This window comes from Streptomyces sp. SAS_272 (assembly GCF_052543235.1).
Window position 1 is genome coordinate 21,135 of sequence record NZ_JBMNDR010000056.1, and the last position, 14,478, is coordinate 35,612.

Sequence of the window (14,478 nt, forward strand, 5' to 3'; positions counted from 1 at the left end):
GGCGCGGAGCGTATGTGATCCGCGCCCCACTGCCATGACGGTCGTCTACTGGTCGCGGTACATCTCGGCCACGAGGAACGCCAGGTCGAGGGACTGGCTGCGGTTCAGCCGCGGGTCACAGGCCGTCTCGTAGCGCTGGTGGAGGTCGTCGACGAAGATCTCGTCGCCGCCGCCCACGCACTCGGTGACGTCGTCGCCGGTCAGCTCCACGTGGATGCCGCCCGGGTGGGTGCCGAGCGCCTTGTGGACCTCGAAGAAGCCCTTGACCTCGTCCAGCACGTCGTCGAAGCGGCGGGTCTTGTGGCCCGAGGCCGCCTCGTAGGTGTTGCCGTGCATCGGGTCGGTGATCCAGGCCACCGTCGCACCCGAGGCGGTGACCTTCTCCACCAGCTCCGGCAGCTTGTCGCGGACCTTGTCGGCGCCCATGCGGACGATGAAGGTCAGCCGGCCGGGCTCGCGGTCGGGGTCCAGGCGCTCGATGTACTGCAGCGCCTCCTCGGCCGTGGTCGTCGGGCCGAGCTTGATGCCCACCGGGTTGCGGATCTTCGAGGCGAACTCGATGTGCGCGTGGTCCAGCTGCCGGGTGCGCTCGCCGATCCACACCATGTGCGCCGAGACGTCGTACAGGCGCCCCGTGCGGGAGTCGACCCTGGTCAGTGCGGACTCGTAGTCGAGCAGCAGCGCCTCGTGCGAGGAGTAGAACTCGACCGTCTTGAACTCCTCCGGGTCGGCCCCGCAGGCGTGCATGAAGTTCAGCGCCTGGTCGATCTCGCGGGCGAGCTGCTCGTAGCGCTGGCCGGACGGGGACGACTTGACGAAGTCCTGGTTCCAGGCGTGCACCTGGCGCAGGTCGGCGTAGCCGCCGGTGGTGAAGGCGCGCACCAGGTTGAGCGTCGAGGCGGACGCGTTGTACATCCGCTTCAGCCGCTCGGGGTCCGGGACGCGGGCCGCCTCGTTGAAGTCGAAGCCGTTGACCGAGTCGCCGCGGTACGTCGGCAGCGTCACGCCGTCGCGGGTCTCGGTGTTCTTGGAACGCGGCTTGGAGTACTGGCCGGCGATCCGGCCGACCTTGACGACCGGCACGGAGGCCGCGTACGTCAGCACCGCGCCCATCTGCAGCAACGTCTTCAGCTTGTTGCGGATGTGGTCGGCCGACACCGCGTCGAAGGCCTCGGCGCAGTCGCCGCCCTGGAGGAGGAACGCCTCTCCCTTGGCGACGGCCGCCAACCGGGCGCGCAGCTGGTCGCACTCGCCCGCGAAGACGAGCGGCGGATACGACTCGAGGTCCGCGATCACTGCGCGCAGAGCCTCGGTGTCGGGGTACTCGGGCTGCTGCGCCGCGGGCAGGTCTCGCCAGGTGTTGCCAGCGCTCGCGCTGGTCTTAGCGTTCACGGTCACGCCCTCAACACTACGGGGTCGTGTCACGTCGTTTTCGCACCGGCTCGACAGGTGAGACGCCGTACCGCTCACCTGAGGACTCCCCGCGGCCCGGGGACGCATGGGGTAGGGTGCGGCGCATGTTCGCGCTTTCGACCCAGAACTGGTGGTGGACCGCTCATCCGGCGGCCCACTGACTGCGCGTACGCACGATTTCGCGAAGGCCGCCCCAGAGGGCGGCCTTCGGCGTTTGCGGGCCCGGGCCGTCCCTCTCCGACAAGCTCCTCCCAGCGAGAAGGACAGCCCCATGCATCTGCTCGACCTGCCGGCCGATCCCCGCCCGTTCGCCCTGCTGCGCCGCCGCACGCCGGGCCACGACGAGAACGTCGTGGAACTGCTCCTCGGCCCGGTCCGCGCCTACGACCGCCTGGCCGACCTCCCCGACGAGGGCCTCGCCCTGGTCCCGTTCCGCCAGATCCGCGAGCGCGGCTTCGACGTGCGCGACGACGGCACCCCGCTCTCGGTGCTGCACCCCGAGGAGATCCACACCTTCCCGCTCGAGGACGTCCTCTCCGGGCTGCCCGCCCACGATGTGCGCGTCCGCGACGGCGCCTTCGACGTCGGCGACGAGGAGTACGCGCGGATCGTCGGGCGGGTGCTGCGGGACGAGATCGGGCGCGGCGAGGGCGCGAACTTCGTGATCCGGCGGACCTACGAGGGCGAGATCCCCGGGTTCTCCCGGGCCGACGCCCTCGCCCTGTTCCGGCGGCTGCTGGAGGGCGAGCGGGGCGCGTACTGGACGTTCGTGGTGCACACCGGGGACAGGACGCTGGTCGGGGCCAGCCCCGAGGTGCATGTGCGGATGTCCGGCGGCACGGTCGTCATGAACCCGATCAGCGGCACCTACCGGTATCCCGCCGAGGGGCCGAGCCCCGAGCACCTGCTGCACTTCCTCGCCGACGGCAAGGAGATCGAGGAGCTGTCGATGGTCGTCGACGAGGAGCTCAAGATGATGTGCACGGTCGGCGACATGGGCGGGGTGGTGGTCGGACCGCGGCTGAAGGAGATGGCGCACCTCGCGCACACCGAGTACGAGCTGCGCGGAAGGTCCTCGCTGGACGCGCGGGAGGTGCTGAAGGAGACGATGTTCGCGGCGACCGTGACCGGCTCGCCCGTGCAGAACGCCTGCCGGGTCATCGAGCGGCACGAGGTCGGCGGGCGGGGGTACTACGCCGGCGCGCTGGCGCTGCTGGGCAGGGACTCGGGCGGGGCGCAGACCCTCGACTCCCCCATCCTCATCCGGACCGCCGACGTCGATTCGGCCGGGCGGCTGCGGGTGCCGGTCGGGGCCACGCTGGTGCGGGGGTCGGACCCGGCGGCGGAGGTGGCGGAGACGCACGCCAAGGCGGCCGGAGTGCTGGCGGCGCTGGGGGTGCGCGCGGGCCGGCCTGACGCGCGGGCCGTGCCGCCCGGGCTCGCCGACGACCCCCGGGTCCGGGCGGCGCTCGACGGGCGGCGCGCCTCGCTGGCGCCGTTCTGGCTGCGGATGCAGGAGCGGACGCAGGAGCTGACCGGGCACGCGCTCGTCGTCGACGCCGAGGACACCTTCACGGCGATGCTGGCGCACGTGCTGCGCTCCAGCGGTCTCGAGGTGGACGTCCGGCGCTACGACGAGGACGGGCTGCGCGAGGCGGTGCTCGCGCACGAGGGACCGGTGGTGCTGGGGCCCGGTCCGGGCGATCCGTCCGACGTGGACGATCCGAAGATGCGGCGCCTGCGGGAGCTGACCGCCCGGGTGCTGCGGGAGCACCGGCACGGAGTGCTCGGCGTGTGCCTCGGCCACGAGCTGATCGCGGCCGAGCTGGGGCTGGACATCGTCCGCAAGGAGGTGCCGTACCAGGGGGCGCAGACGGAGATCGACCTGTTCGGGCGGACCGAGACGGTGGGCTTCTACAACAGCTTCGCGGCGCGGTGCGGCGACTCGGCCGCGCGGGAGCTCGCGGCGCGCGGGGTGGAGGTGAGCCGGGCCCCGAACGGCGAGGTGCACGCTCTGCGGGGGCCCGGGTTCGGCGGGGTGCAGTTCCATCCGGAGTCGGTGCTGACGCTGAACGGGACGTCGTTGGTGCGGGAGGCGGTCGCCCGGCTCCGCACGACGGGCCTGCCCTCGTAGCCGCTCAGCCGAAGAACACTCCCACCTCCGCGTACAGCCGCGGGTCGACGGTCTTCAGGCGGGCCGTCGCCTCGGCGATCGGTACCCGGACGATGTCCGTGCCGCGCAGGGCGACCATCTTGCCGAAGTCGCCCTCGTGCACGGCGTCGACGGCGTGCAGGCCGAAGCGGGTGGCGAGCCAGCGGTCGAAGGCGCTCGGGGTGCCGCCGCGCTGGACGTGGCCGAGGACCGTCGTGCGGGCCTCCTTCCCGGTGCGCCGCTCGATCTCCTTGGCCAGCCACTCGCCGACGCCGGAGAGCCGCACATGCCCGAAGGAGTCCAGCGACCCGTCCTTGAGCACCACGTCGCCGTCGCGGGGCATCGCGCCCTCGGCGACGACCACGATCGGCGCGTACGACGAGCGGAAGCGGGAGGTCACCCAGGCGCACACCTGGTCGATGTCGAAGCGCTGCTCGGGGATGAGGATGACGTTGGCGCCGCCCGCCAGCCCGGAGTGGAGGGCGATCCAGCCCGCATGACGGCCCATCACCTCGACGACGAGAACCCGCATGTGGGACTCGGCGGTGGTGTGCAGCCGGTCGATGGCCTCGGTCGCGATGCCCACGGCGGTGTCGAAGCCGAAGGTGTAGTCGGTGGCGGACAGGTCGTTGTCGATGGTCTTGGGGACGCCCACGCAGGGCACCGCGAACTCGTCGCTGAGGCGGGCGGCGACGCCGAGGGTGTCCTCCCCGCCGATGGTGACGAGCGCGTCCACCGCCGACTCGGCGAGGGTGTCCCGGATACGGCGGACACCGTCCTCCTCCTTGAAGGGGTTGGTCCGCGAGGAGCCGAGGATCGTGCCGCCGCGGGGCAGGATGCCCCGGACCGCGGGGATGTCGAGGCGGACCGAGCGCCTCTCGAGCAGACCCCGCCAGCCGTCCCGGAAGCCGACGAAGTCATGGCCGTACTCCTGGACGCCCTTGCGGACGACGGCCCGGATGACGGCGTTGAGGCCGGGGCAGTCGCCGCCTCCGGTCAGTACTCCGACGCGCATGGAAAGGGTCCCTTCGCCGCAGTTGCCTGACGAAGAGTCAGTGTCGCGCGCGGGTCACTCCTCGTCGAGGCCGCGTTCGATCGCGTACCGGACCAGTTCCACCCGGTTGTGCAGCTGGAGCTTGCCCAGCGTGTTCTGGACGTGGTTCTGGACCGTGCGATGGGAGATCACCAGGCGTTCGGCGATCTGCTTGTAGCTCAGGCCCTTGGCGACGAGCCGGAGCACCTCGGTCTCGCGGTCGGTGAGCCGGGGCGCGTTCGGCTCGTCGCTGTCGGCGGCCGAACCGGGGTCGGAGGCGAGCCGGCGGTACTCGCCGAGGACCAGCCCGGCCAGCCCCGGGGTGAACACCGGGTCGCCGGCGGCCGTGCGCCGCACGGCGTCCAGCAGTTCCTCGGTGGACGCCGACTTCAGCAGATACCCGGTCGCGCCGGACTTCACCGCCTCCAGCACGTCGGCGTGCTCGCCGCTCGCCGACAGCACCAGGACCCGCAGGGCGGGGTTCGCGGCGACGACCTCCTTGCACACCTGGACGCCCGGCTTGGCGGGCAGGTTCAGGTCCAGCACGAGCACATCGGGCGTGACGGCCCGGGCGCGGCGCACGGCCTGCTCGCCGTCGCCGGCGGTGGCGACCACGTCGAGGCCCGACTCGGCCAGGTCGCGGGCGACCGCGTCGCGCCACATGGGGTGGTCGTCGACCACCATCACCCTGATCGGGTCCCCGGTCCCCGCCCCGTCGTGTCGCTGGCTCATCGCCGTCCCGCCTTCCCCCGCTGCATGTTCTTCTCCTTCGGCACCGTCAGTTCGACCTCCGTGCCCTGTCCCGGCGTCGAGATCAGCTCGGCGCTGCCGCCGAGGTCCCGCAGCCTGCCCCGGATCGACTGGGCGACCCCGAGCCTTCCCTCGCCCTCGGCCTGCGCGAGACGGCCCTCCGGGATGCCCGGCCCGTCGTCCCGCACGGTGACGACGACCGTGTGCGGCTCGTCCTCGACCAGGATCCAGGCCCGGGCGTCCTCCCCCGCGTGTGCGCGCACGTTGTCCAGGGCGGCGCCGACCGCGGCGGCCAGTTCGCGTGCGGACCCCGCGGGCAGCAGCACGGCTGCGCCGGGGTCGGCGAGGTTCACCCGGGCGCCCGCGAAGGGGGCGAGCAGCGCGCGCAGGTCGACGGCTTCGGGGTGTTCCACCGGCTCCTCCACCGCGTAGACGACGGCGCCGTCCGCCGCGTCCTGCGAAACCCGGGAGACCGGCACGAGACCGCCGGAGACCAGCATGCGCAGCGCCACCTCCTGCTCGCCGGCCATCCGGCCGAGCTCGGCCGCCTCCCCGCCGATGACCGCGCCGCGCCGCTGCACCATGGCGAGCACCTGCAGGACGCTGTCGTGGATGTCGCGGGCGAGCCGTTCCCGTTCCCGGGTCGTCGCCTCGATCTCCAGCGCGCGGGCGAGGGTGCGCTCGGAGGCGCGGGCGACCTCGACGACGTACCCGATGGCGATCGAGGCGACCCAGACGAGGACGACGTTGTGGACGGTGTCGCGGGCCGGGGTGCCGCGCTCGACCAGGTTGGTCACCGCGACGGCCGTGGAGGCGAACGCCGCCCAGCGCCAGCCGCCCTTGATGGCGAACGCCAGCACCGAGCCCGCGGTCCATATCGACGGCAGCGTCGGGCCGCCCGACTGGATGCGTTCGTGGCTGTCCGCGACGGTCGTGAGCATGATGCCGGTGAGCGCGACGGTGAGGTCGGCGGCGAGGAAGCGCTTGGTGCAGCTCGCGGCGCTCGCGACCCTGGGCAGGGTGGCCAACGTCCAGACGAACAGGACGCAGTAGTAGGCGACCGCGACCCAGGGCCGGGCGAACCCGTCGTAGGCGGTGGCGAAGAACCCCACCGCGTAGAGCATGGTGAGCACCCGGTAGCCGGCGAGCGCACGCCACAGCGGCAGCTCGACCGACATCTTCATGACTCTCTCGCGTCTGGCCATCCGTCCCCCGCCCCCGGGCCGCCGACTACGGCTCCTCGCCCTACTGCTCCACGTCCGGCTGCCCTGCGTCCGGCTGCTCCGCCGGTCGCCCTGCGCCTGGCTGCTCCGCGTCCGGCCGCTCGGCGTCCGACTGCTCCGCGTCCGGCTGCTCGGCGTCCTTCTTCGCGCGGTCCTTCTCGGCCTGGTCCTTCTCGGCCTGCGCGAGCGCCGCCTTCGCGGCCTTCTCGGCTTCCCTGTCGGCCTTCGCCGCCTCCGCGATCTGCCGCTTGGCGGCGGTCGCGTACATGTCGACGTACTCCTGGCCGGAGAGCTTCATGATCTCGTACATGACCTCGTCGGTCACGGCTCGCAGCACGAACCGGTCGTGCTCCATGCCCTGGTAGCGGCTGAAGTCCAGCGGCTCGCCGATCCGGATGCCGGGCCGCATGATCTTCGGGAGCACCTTCCCGGGCGGCTGGATCTTCTCGGTGTCGATCATGGCGACCGGGATCACGGGCGCACCGCTGGCGAGCGCCACGCGCGCGAGGCCTCCCGGCTTGCCGCGGTAGAGACGGCCGTCGGGCGAGCGGGTGCCCTCGGGATAGATCCCGAAGAGCTCTCCCCGCTCCAGCACCTCGACGCCGCTGCGGACCGCGGCCTCGCCGGCGCCGCGCCCGCCGGAGCGGTCCACCGGGAGCTGGCCGACGCCCTTGAAGAAGGCCGCCGTCAGCCGGCCCTTCACGCCGGGCGTGGTGAAGTACTCGGCCTTCGCGATGAAGGTGACCTTGCGGTCGAGCACCGCGGGCAGGAAGAAAGAGTCGGAGAACGACAGGTGGTTGCTCGCCAGGATCGCGGCGCCCTCGGCGGGGATGTTCTCCAGGCCTTCCACCCAGGGCCTGAAGGCGACCCGCAGGGGTCCCCCGATAGCGACCTTCATCGCGCCGTACAACAACCGACTGCCTCCTGTTTGTGTCGCACAGACCTTAACCCGGGCCGGTGGCAATGGCTCCGACGGCCCTGGTCGGTGTCAGTGGGGTCGCGTACGGTGAAGCACACGTCCCTCCATGAAGAACAGACGAAGACAGGAGACCGAAGGTGCCGGTCCTCCCTGGAGCCGAGCCGTACCGCCATGAGGGCGGGGAGGTCGGAGTGCTCCTCTGTCACGGCTTCACCGGTTCCCCGCAGTCGCTGCGCCCGTGGGCGCGGTACCTGGCCGAGCAGGGCCTGACGGTCTCGCTGCCGCTTCTGCCCGGCCACGGCACACGCTGGGAGGACATGGCGCTCACCGGCTGGCAGGACTGGTACGCGGAGGTGGACCGCGAGCTGCACGCCCTGCGCCGGCGCTGCGCCGCGGTGTTCGTGGTCGGTCTGTCCATGGGCGGCGCGCTGGCCCTTCGGCTGGCCGCGAAGCACGGGGAGGGGGTGGCCGGCGTCGTCGTGGTCAATCCGGCGAACAAGGTGCACGGCCTGTCCGCGTACGCCCTCCCGGTGGCCCGTCATCTCGTCCGCACGACCAAGGGGATCACGAGCGACATCGCGAAGGGCGGTGTCGCGGAGAGCGGGTACGACCGGGTGCCGTTGCACTCGGCGCACTCCCTGCGCGTCTTCCTGCGGCTGGTCGACGGCGAGCTGCCGCAGGTCACGCAGCCGCTGCTGCTGCTGCACAGCGCGCAGGACCACGTGGTGCCGCCGGCCGACTCGGCCCGGGTCCTGAGCCGGGTGTCGTCGGCGGACGTGACCGAGATCCTGCTGGAACAGAGCTACCACGTGGCAACGTTGGACCACGATGCGGACCGGATCTTCGAGGAGAGCTACGCGTTCATCGGCCGGATCGCGCCCAGTGTCGGCAAGGAAGGGACGGCCGTAGGTGGCTGAGCACGACTCCGACCGCGAGGACCGGGAGAACCGGGACGAGCGGGACGGCCGGGAGGCCCGGGAGGGCCGCGAGCCGGAGGAGCAGAGCGTGCCCTTCGACGAGGCGGCCGCGTGGGCGGCGATCGTCGCGGGGTACGGCGACGAGCCGCCGGACCCGCCGGGCGCCAAGCCGTTCAAGTCGGTCGAGGACCTGGCGCTCCTCGAGGTCGAGGCGAACGACGAGGAAGCCGGGGCGGACACCGGCGCGGAGCCCGCGAAGGAATCCGGCGAGGAGAAGAAACCGGCCAAGCCGCTGGGCAGTTCGGTCGCCTTCGCGCCCGGCGTCGGCCCGCGCGACTACGCGTCGCCCGAGCCGGCCGAGGAGGACTTCGACGAGGACGACGAGGGCCATTTCGTACCGCCGGAGCCGCCTCCGCTGCCCACGGCCGACACCACGTCCAGGTTCGCCTGGCTCGGGGTGCTCGGTGGTCCGGTGCTGCTGCTGCTCGCGGTGGTGCTCGGCTGGGAGATGACGTGGTGGCTGACGACCATCGGCATCGGCGGATTCCTCGGCGGATTCGCCACGCTGGTGGCGCGGATGCGCACGGACGACGAGGACGAGGGCGACCCGGGCCGGGGAGCGGTCGTCTGACCTGCGGCCGTCGGATCGGCGTCGCCGGCATGGCGGTCGCCGGCTTTGCGGTCGCGGGCCTTGCGATCATCGGCGTTGCGGTCGCGGGCCTTGCGATCATCGGCGTTGCGGTCGCGGGCCTTGCGATCATCGGCATTGCGGTCGTCGGCGTTGCGATCATCGGCGTTGCGGTCGTCCGACCTGCGGTCGGCGTCCGGCCGTCGGGCAGGGGCCGCGGCCTGGCGAGGATTGCCGGACCTTCCGCGGCCGCCCGTCGGGGCGAGCAGGCCGCACGGCCTGGGGGCGCCCTGCCGGGCGAGGCCCGACCGGAGCTTCAGGCCGCGGGCACGCGGAGCGCGGCCAGCACCGGCAGGTGATCGGTGGCCGCGCGCAGGTCGGCCTCGGTGACACCCGGCAGTCCGACCGGCACCCCGCAGCCCAGCACCTCCACGGCCTTCGTCGCGAAGATCCCGTCGATGCGGCGGTCCGGGCCGGTGGCCGGGAAGGTGTGCTCGGCACCCCAGGGAGCCGCGGTACGGCAGTCCTGGAGAGCCGCCGCCAGCCGGCCGAAGGTGCGCCCGTCGGGCCCTTCGTTGATGTCGCCGCCCACGATCGCGTGCTCCACGCCCAGACCGGCCAGCCGGTCGAGGAGCAGGCCGCCGTGCTCACGGCGCTCGGCCGCCGTCAGCCCGAGATGGCAGCTGACGACGCCCAGGCGGGCGCCCGCGAAGCGGACCACGGCCGTCGCCAGGCCCCGGCGGAACTGGCCCGGGGTGAGCGGCAGCAGCACGTCCTCGGTGCGTTCGACGGTCGCCCGCAGCGAGCACAGGACGGCGGGGCCGGCCGCCGTGCCGCCGCCGGTGAGGATCACCTGACCGGAGGCGGCCGCGAGACGGGCGAGCTTCTTGCGCCAGCGGAAGAAGAGCGGGGACTCCTGGACGAGCACCAGGTCGGGGCCGCACGCCGTGATGACCCTGGCGAGGGCTCCGGTGTCGTCCCGCATCGAGCGGACGTTGTAGCTGAGGACCCGGATGACGGCCGAACCGTCCGGCTCGGTGCGGGAGTTGGGAAGCGGCGACGTCGTCGGCATGGTGATCAAGATACGCCGCCCCGTCCCGTACGTCCGTAAAAGCGAACGGGGGCCGCGAGCAGCCCCCGTGTGGACGCAGACGCCCGGTACGACTACATGATCGGGTCGGGCTCCCTCGCCAGGTCCGCGGCACCGACCAGCCCCGCCTTGTTTCCGAGCTGCGCCGCGATGACGTCGGCCACCGGGCGCCAGTTGCCGCCTACCAGCCAGCGCTTGTACGACTTGCGGATCGGGTCGAGCACCAGGTCGCCCTCGTCCGAGAGCCCGCCGCCGACGATGAACGCGGACGGGTCGAAGAGCGAGGCCAGGTCGGCGAGGCCGGCGCCGGCCCAGCGCGCGAGCTCGCGGTAGGAGTCCACCGCGACCGGGTCGCCCTGCCGGGCGGCCATGGAGATGTGCTTGCCCTCGATGCCGTCGGGGCTGCCGTCGCCGAGCCCGAGCAGCACCTCGGCGCGCTCGGGGGTGGCGTTGGCGCGCTGCTTCGCGTAGCGCACGAGGGCGCGGCCGGAGGCGTACTGCTCCCAGCAGCCCTGCGAGCCGCAGCCGCACAGCAGACCGTCCGGCACCATACGGATGTGGCCGAACTCGGCGGCCACGCCGAAGTGCCCCCGGCGCAGCTTGTTGCCGATGATGATGCCGCCGCCGAGGCCGGTGCCGAGGGTGATGCAGATGACGTTGCGGTGGCCCTTGCCCGCGCCGAACTTGTACTCGCCCCAGGCGGCGGCGTTGGCGTCGTTCTCCACGACGACGGGGAGACCCACGCGGGCCTCGACCTTGTCCTTCAGCGGCTCCTGGCGCCAGTCGATGTTGGGCGCGAAGTAGACCGTCGAACGCTGGCGGTTGACATAACCGGCCGCGCCGATGCCCACACCGACGATGGCGTGCCCCACGCGCGCGCCGTCGACGGCGGCGGCGATGGCGTCCACGATGCCCTCGGGCGTGCCCGGGGTCGGCACCTGGTGGGTCGAGAGGATGTTGCCTTCCTCGTCGACCACGCCGGCCGCGATCTTCGTGCCGCCGATGTCGACGCCGATGGTGAGTCCCATGAATCCCTCAGTTCCGGTCGAGCCCCGCTACGGTCAACCGTACCCGAGGCCCTGCCGTCGAAGGGCTTCAGTCCAAGTCGATGCGCTGGCCGGGACCGGTGCCGTCGCCGTCCTCGCGTCCCGGTCCTTGCGGCTCGTCCCGCGGGTCGTTCACCCCGGCCGTCCAGCGGCCCTCCTGGGTCTGGACGGCGGAGCGGTAGGCGGCGAGGAGTTCGGTGCCGGCCGCCGCGAGGTGGTCGAAAACGTCCGGATTACGCTCGATCACGGGCTCCACGGCGGCCTTGGCCTGCTGGACGACCTGGCGGACGACCTGCTGGGCGGCCGGTCCGGCGACCGCCGTGAGCAGCGGGGACTGCAGAGAGGACAGTTTGTCGCCGACGGCGTCGAGGAGCTTGCGCAGCTCCTCGGCCGCCGAGCCCTGGGGCGGGCCGTACTCCGCGCGGCGGCGGGCCTTCTCCGCCGCCAGATCCTCGGCGGCGGCGGTCGCCCAGGCGTCGGCGTCGCTCACGCGGGGCGGCACGTCGGCGGACTCGGTCCCGGCGGGCTGCCCTGCGGCGTCGGGCGTGGGGCGCTCTTCGCTCATGGCGGACTCCTGACGACTCCTGGTGGACGGCGCCGGTCTGCGGCTCGTCACTCCGACGTTACCCGAACGGCGGTATGCCGTTCACTGTCCGCGCGGCCAGAGCCCGGGATCGGGGGCGAACCGCACGCACAGCTCGCCGTCGCGCAGGGCGGCGCCGTCGACCCCGCAGCGGCGCAGCACGGAGGGCAGCGCGACGATACGGCGGAACGCTCCGGCGCTGACGACGAGTTCGTCGCCGCGCCGGACGAGGTCGACTTCCTCGCGTATGGCGCCGGGCAGCGGGATGTGCCAGACGAGCACGCCGTCCTCGGCGAGCCGGTCGACGACGGGCCACTCGACCGGGGAGGCCGCCGGGTTGACGGCGGGGACGGCCAGCGCGGCGAGGTCCTCGGCCCCCCGGGGGTCGTGGCCGAGGTGGGCGACGGTCGCCGCGCCGGACCATTCGCCGAGGGCCTTGTGCTGCTGGGCGGCGATCCCGGTGAGCGGTCCGGTGTGCGCCGCCTCCTCGGGCAGCACGCGGTTGGCCACGAGCGCCTCGACGGGCAGGGCGCGCAGGGCCAGGCCCAGGCGGGCGTCGCGGACGGCGTCGACGCCTGCCGGTCCCGGCTCGGCGACCAGGCGGACGGCGGTGCCGCGGTCGGCGAGGACGGCCTCGACGGCGGCCAGCTCCAGGTCCCAGCGGGCGGTCGTCTCGTACAGCTGCTCGGCGGGCATCGGCACTCCGGCGAGCCGGCCGAGCAGGGGGCGCAGGGCGCGGGCGGCCTGGCGTTCCGGTGGGAGCAGCCGGCGCAGGTAGCGGCGCAGCTCCTCCGGGAGGGCCAGCAGGGCGAGGGCCTGCGGGGCGGGCGGCAGATCGACGACGAGGAGGTCGTGGGCCTCGGCGAGGGCGGCGTCCCGCAGCGCGCGCAGCAGGGTCAGTTCCTCGGCGCCGGGCAGCGGGGTGACCTCCTCCGGGTCGAGCCGGGAGGCGCCGACCAGGTCGAGGAGGGTGGCGGCGCGGTCCTGGAAGCCGGTGAGGTCGTCGCGGAAGCCGGCGGCCGCGTCGGGACGCCAGGCGGTGAGGCCGGGGGCGACCCGTACGGGGCTCGGACCGGTCCGCGTCCCGAGCGCCGCGCCGAGGGTGTCGGAGCGGTCGGCGCTGAGGACGAGGGTGCGGATGCCTCCGGCGGCTGCGTGGTGAGCGGTGGCGGCCGCGATCGTCGTACGGCCGCTGCCGCCGGGGCCGGTGATCAGGAGGGTGCGCATGGTGGGGAACGGTACCGGTCGTGGCGCCCCGGGAGCTGCGCCCCAGGGCCCTCTCCTCGGCCCTTCAGGGGCCGCGTCCCCGATCGCCGGACAGGCTGACGGGAACGTGCCCGCAGAAGAACCGCCTACTTCTCGCCCGACTCCACGCGCTTCTTCAGGCCCGCCAGCGCGCGGTCGATGATGACCTTCTCCGCCTTGCGCTTGATCATGCCCAGCATGGGGATCTTGACGTCCACGGTCAGCCGGTAGGTGACCTGGGTGCCGCCGGCGCCGGCCGGCTTGAGGAGGTAGGAGCCGTCGAGCTGGCGCAGCATCTGGGACTTCACCAGCGTCCAGGACACCTCGTGCTCGCCGGCCCAGGTGTAGCCGAGGACCTGGTCGTCCTTGATCGCGCCGGCGTCCATGACCAGACGGACCTGTTCGGCGCGGCCCTGCTCGTCCTTCTTGAGGACCTCGGCCTGCTTCACCTCTCCGGTCCAGTCGGGGTAGCGGGCGAAGTCGGCGATCACCGCCATGACGTCGGCCGGTGCCGCCTCGATCGTGATGCTCGAGCTGGTGTGTTCCGCCATCGCCGTGGCTCCTTGGGATACGGGCCCGTAAAGGTACGTGGGTGCAGCGTGAAGGCTACCGCGCGGCCCGCCGGGCGAGTTCACCACTCCAAGGCCCAGGGTTTCCCGCTGCCCGCGAAGTGGCCGACGTTGACGCACTCGGTGGCCCCGATCCGCATCCGGCGGGCGAGCGGTTGGTGGACGTGGCCGAACAGGGAGTAGCGGGGGCGGGTGCGGCGGATCGCGTCGAGCAGGGCGCGGCTGCCCCGTTCGAAGCGGCGGGCCACGGTGTCGTAGACGAGTTCCGGCACCTCCGGCGGGATGTGGGTGCACAGCACGTCCACCTCGCCGACGGCCTCGATCTTGGCGGCGTACTCCTCGTCGCTGATCTCGTAGGGGGTGCGCATCGGCGTCCTCAGGCCGCCGCCCACGAAGCCGAAGACGCGGCCGCCGATCTCCGCCCGCTGCCCGTCGAGGACGGTCGTGCCGGGTCCGGCGAACTCGGGCCACAGCTGCGGCATGTCGACGTTGCCGTAGGTGGCGTAGGTCGGGGTCGGGAACGCCGGGAACATCTCGCCGTACTGCTTGCGGACCGCCTTCTCGATCAGCGCCGCCCGGTCGCCGCCGACGCCGGCCCACAGCCGGCCGCCGAGTTCGCGGGCCTCCTCGAAGCGGCGGGCGGTGCGCAGCTCGACGAGGCGGTCGGCGTTCTCCACGCCGAACAGGTCGGGGAAGATCCCGCGGGAGTGGTCGGCATAGTCCAGGAACAGGACGAGATCGCCCAGGCAGATCAGCGCGTCCGCGCCCTCTCCGGCCCGGGCCAGGTCGCGCGCGTTGCCGTGCACGTCGCTGACCACGTGGATGCGTGTCCGGCGGTTCTCGGGCGGTGTGGATGCCATGTCGATCAAGGGTAGGCGTGTGCGGCATATGTGAACAGTGGCGGCCCGGA

General features: G+C 72.8%; 16 protein-coding genes. 5 read left to right on the plus strand and 11 right to left on the minus strand.

Translation table 11 applies throughout. The features are described from left to right. Positions 1–45: 45 nt before the first annotated feature. On the minus strand, positions 46–1,398 hold the full coding sequence (locus ACN6LD_RS27655) for a class II 3-deoxy-7-phosphoheptulonate synthase (RefSeq protein WP_057579993.1): 1,353 nt from the start codon (positions 1,396–1,398) through the stop codon (positions 46–48). A gap of 119 nt (positions 1,399–1,517) precedes the next feature. Between ACN6LD_RS27655 and ACN6LD_RS27660 the strand changes: the two genes are divergently transcribed. Together ACN6LD_RS27660 and ACN6LD_RS27665 are read left to right on the plus strand one after the other, a co-directional pair. After that, positions 1,518–1,574 carry a trp operon leader peptide gene (locus tag ACN6LD_RS27660; RefSeq protein WP_078912442.1) on the plus strand — a complete coding sequence of 19 codons (57 nt, stop codon included), beginning with the start codon at positions 1,518–1,520 and terminating at the stop codon, positions 1,572–1,574. A 110-nt stretch (positions 1,575–1,684) separates the two neighbouring features. Beyond that, a complete protein-coding gene (locus ACN6LD_RS27665) occupies positions 1,685–3,547 on the plus strand; it encodes an anthranilate synthase family protein (protein WP_319187752.1) in 1,863 nt (620 codons plus the stop codon). A 4-nt stretch (positions 3,548–3,551) separates the two neighbouring features. Here ACN6LD_RS27665 and ACN6LD_RS27670 read toward each other — a convergent pair whose 3' ends face one another. From ACN6LD_RS27670 to ACN6LD_RS27685, 4 genes are read right to left on the minus strand one after another with little or no spacing between them, the layout of a single operon-like run. After that, entirely contained in the window at positions 3,552–4,580 is a 1,029-nt protein-coding gene (locus ACN6LD_RS27670) for a 6-phosphofructokinase (RefSeq protein ID WP_319187754.1), read from the minus strand. A gap of 54 nt (positions 4,581–4,634) precedes the next feature. Beyond that, entirely contained in the window at positions 4,635–5,330 is a 696-nt protein-coding gene (locus ACN6LD_RS27675) for a response regulator (RefSeq protein ID WP_445044624.1), read from the minus strand. Continuing rightward, complete coding sequence (macS, locus tag ACN6LD_RS27680; protein WP_445044625.1) at positions 5,327–6,553, minus strand: MacS family sensor histidine kinase; 1,227 nt, start codon at positions 6,551–6,553, stop codon at positions 5,327–5,329. Before macS ends, ACN6LD_RS27675 begins: the two co-directional genes overlap by 4 nt. Positions 6,554–6,593: 40 nt before the next feature. Continuing rightward, on the minus strand, positions 6,594–7,469 hold the full coding sequence (locus ACN6LD_RS27685) for a lysophospholipid acyltransferase family protein (RefSeq protein WP_319187759.1): 876 nt from the start codon (positions 7,467–7,469) through the stop codon (positions 6,594–6,596). A 158-nt stretch (positions 7,470–7,627) separates the two neighbouring features. On the opposite strand from ACN6LD_RS27685, the gene ACN6LD_RS27690 reads away from it, so the two are divergent. From ACN6LD_RS27690 to ACN6LD_RS27700, 3 genes are read left to right on the plus strand one after another with little or no spacing between them, the layout of a single operon-like run. After that, the gene (locus ACN6LD_RS27690) at positions 7,628–8,407 is read left to right on the plus strand and encodes an alpha/beta hydrolase (RefSeq protein WP_445044626.1); all 780 of its coding nucleotides are present in this window, start codon (positions 7,628–7,630) and stop codon (positions 8,405–8,407) included. Then, positions 8,400–9,038: a hypothetical protein gene (locus ACN6LD_RS27695; RefSeq protein WP_319187762.1), complete on the plus strand. Its 639-nt coding sequence runs from the start codon at positions 8,400–8,402 to the stop codon at positions 9,036–9,038. The genes ACN6LD_RS27690 and ACN6LD_RS27695 overlap by 8 nt, the downstream gene beginning before the upstream one ends. A gap of 29 nt (positions 9,039–9,067) precedes the next feature. Continuing rightward, positions 9,068–9,394 (plus strand): hypothetical protein, encoded by a 327-nt coding sequence (locus ACN6LD_RS27700; protein ID WP_445044627.1) that lies wholly within the window; start codon positions 9,068–9,070, stop codon positions 9,392–9,394. On the opposite strand, the gene ACN6LD_RS27705 is transcribed toward ACN6LD_RS27700, so the two are convergent. The 6 genes from ACN6LD_RS27705 to ACN6LD_RS27730 all read right to left on the minus strand — a co-directional run bounded on the left by ACN6LD_RS27705 (position 9,352) and on the right by ACN6LD_RS27730 (position 14,386). Then, the gene (locus tag ACN6LD_RS27705) at positions 9,352–10,107 is read right to left on the minus strand and encodes an endonuclease/exonuclease/phosphatase family protein (protein WP_319187764.1); all 756 of its coding nucleotides are present in this window, start codon (positions 10,105–10,107) and stop codon (positions 9,352–9,354) included. The genes ACN6LD_RS27700 and ACN6LD_RS27705 overlap by 43 nt on opposite strands. Before the next feature lie 92 nt (positions 10,108–10,199). Beyond that, positions 10,200–11,153, minus strand: coding sequence for an ROK family glucokinase (locus ACN6LD_RS27710; RefSeq protein ID WP_107444422.1), 954 nt, complete (start codon positions 11,151–11,153; stop codon positions 10,200–10,202). A 67-nt stretch (positions 11,154–11,220) separates the two neighbouring features. Then, entirely contained in the window at positions 11,221–11,736 is a 516-nt protein-coding gene (locus ACN6LD_RS27715) for a DUF5304 domain-containing protein (RefSeq protein WP_319187766.1), read from the minus strand. Between the two features lie 81 nt (positions 11,737–11,817). Beyond that, positions 11,818–12,981, minus strand: coding sequence for an ArsA family ATPase (locus tag ACN6LD_RS27720; RefSeq protein ID WP_319187767.1), 1,164 nt, complete (start codon positions 12,979–12,981; stop codon positions 11,818–11,820). Positions 12,982–13,106: 125 nt separating this feature from the next. After that, a complete protein-coding gene (locus tag ACN6LD_RS27725) occupies positions 13,107–13,550 on the minus strand; it encodes an SRPBCC family protein (RefSeq protein WP_319187769.1) in 444 nt (147 codons plus the stop codon). Between the two features lie 80 nt (positions 13,551–13,630). Continuing rightward, positions 13,631–14,386, minus strand: coding sequence for a metallophosphoesterase family protein (locus tag ACN6LD_RS27730; protein WP_057579968.1), 756 nt, complete (start codon positions 14,384–14,386; stop codon positions 13,631–13,633). Between the last annotated feature and the right edge of the window lie 92 nt (positions 14,387–14,478).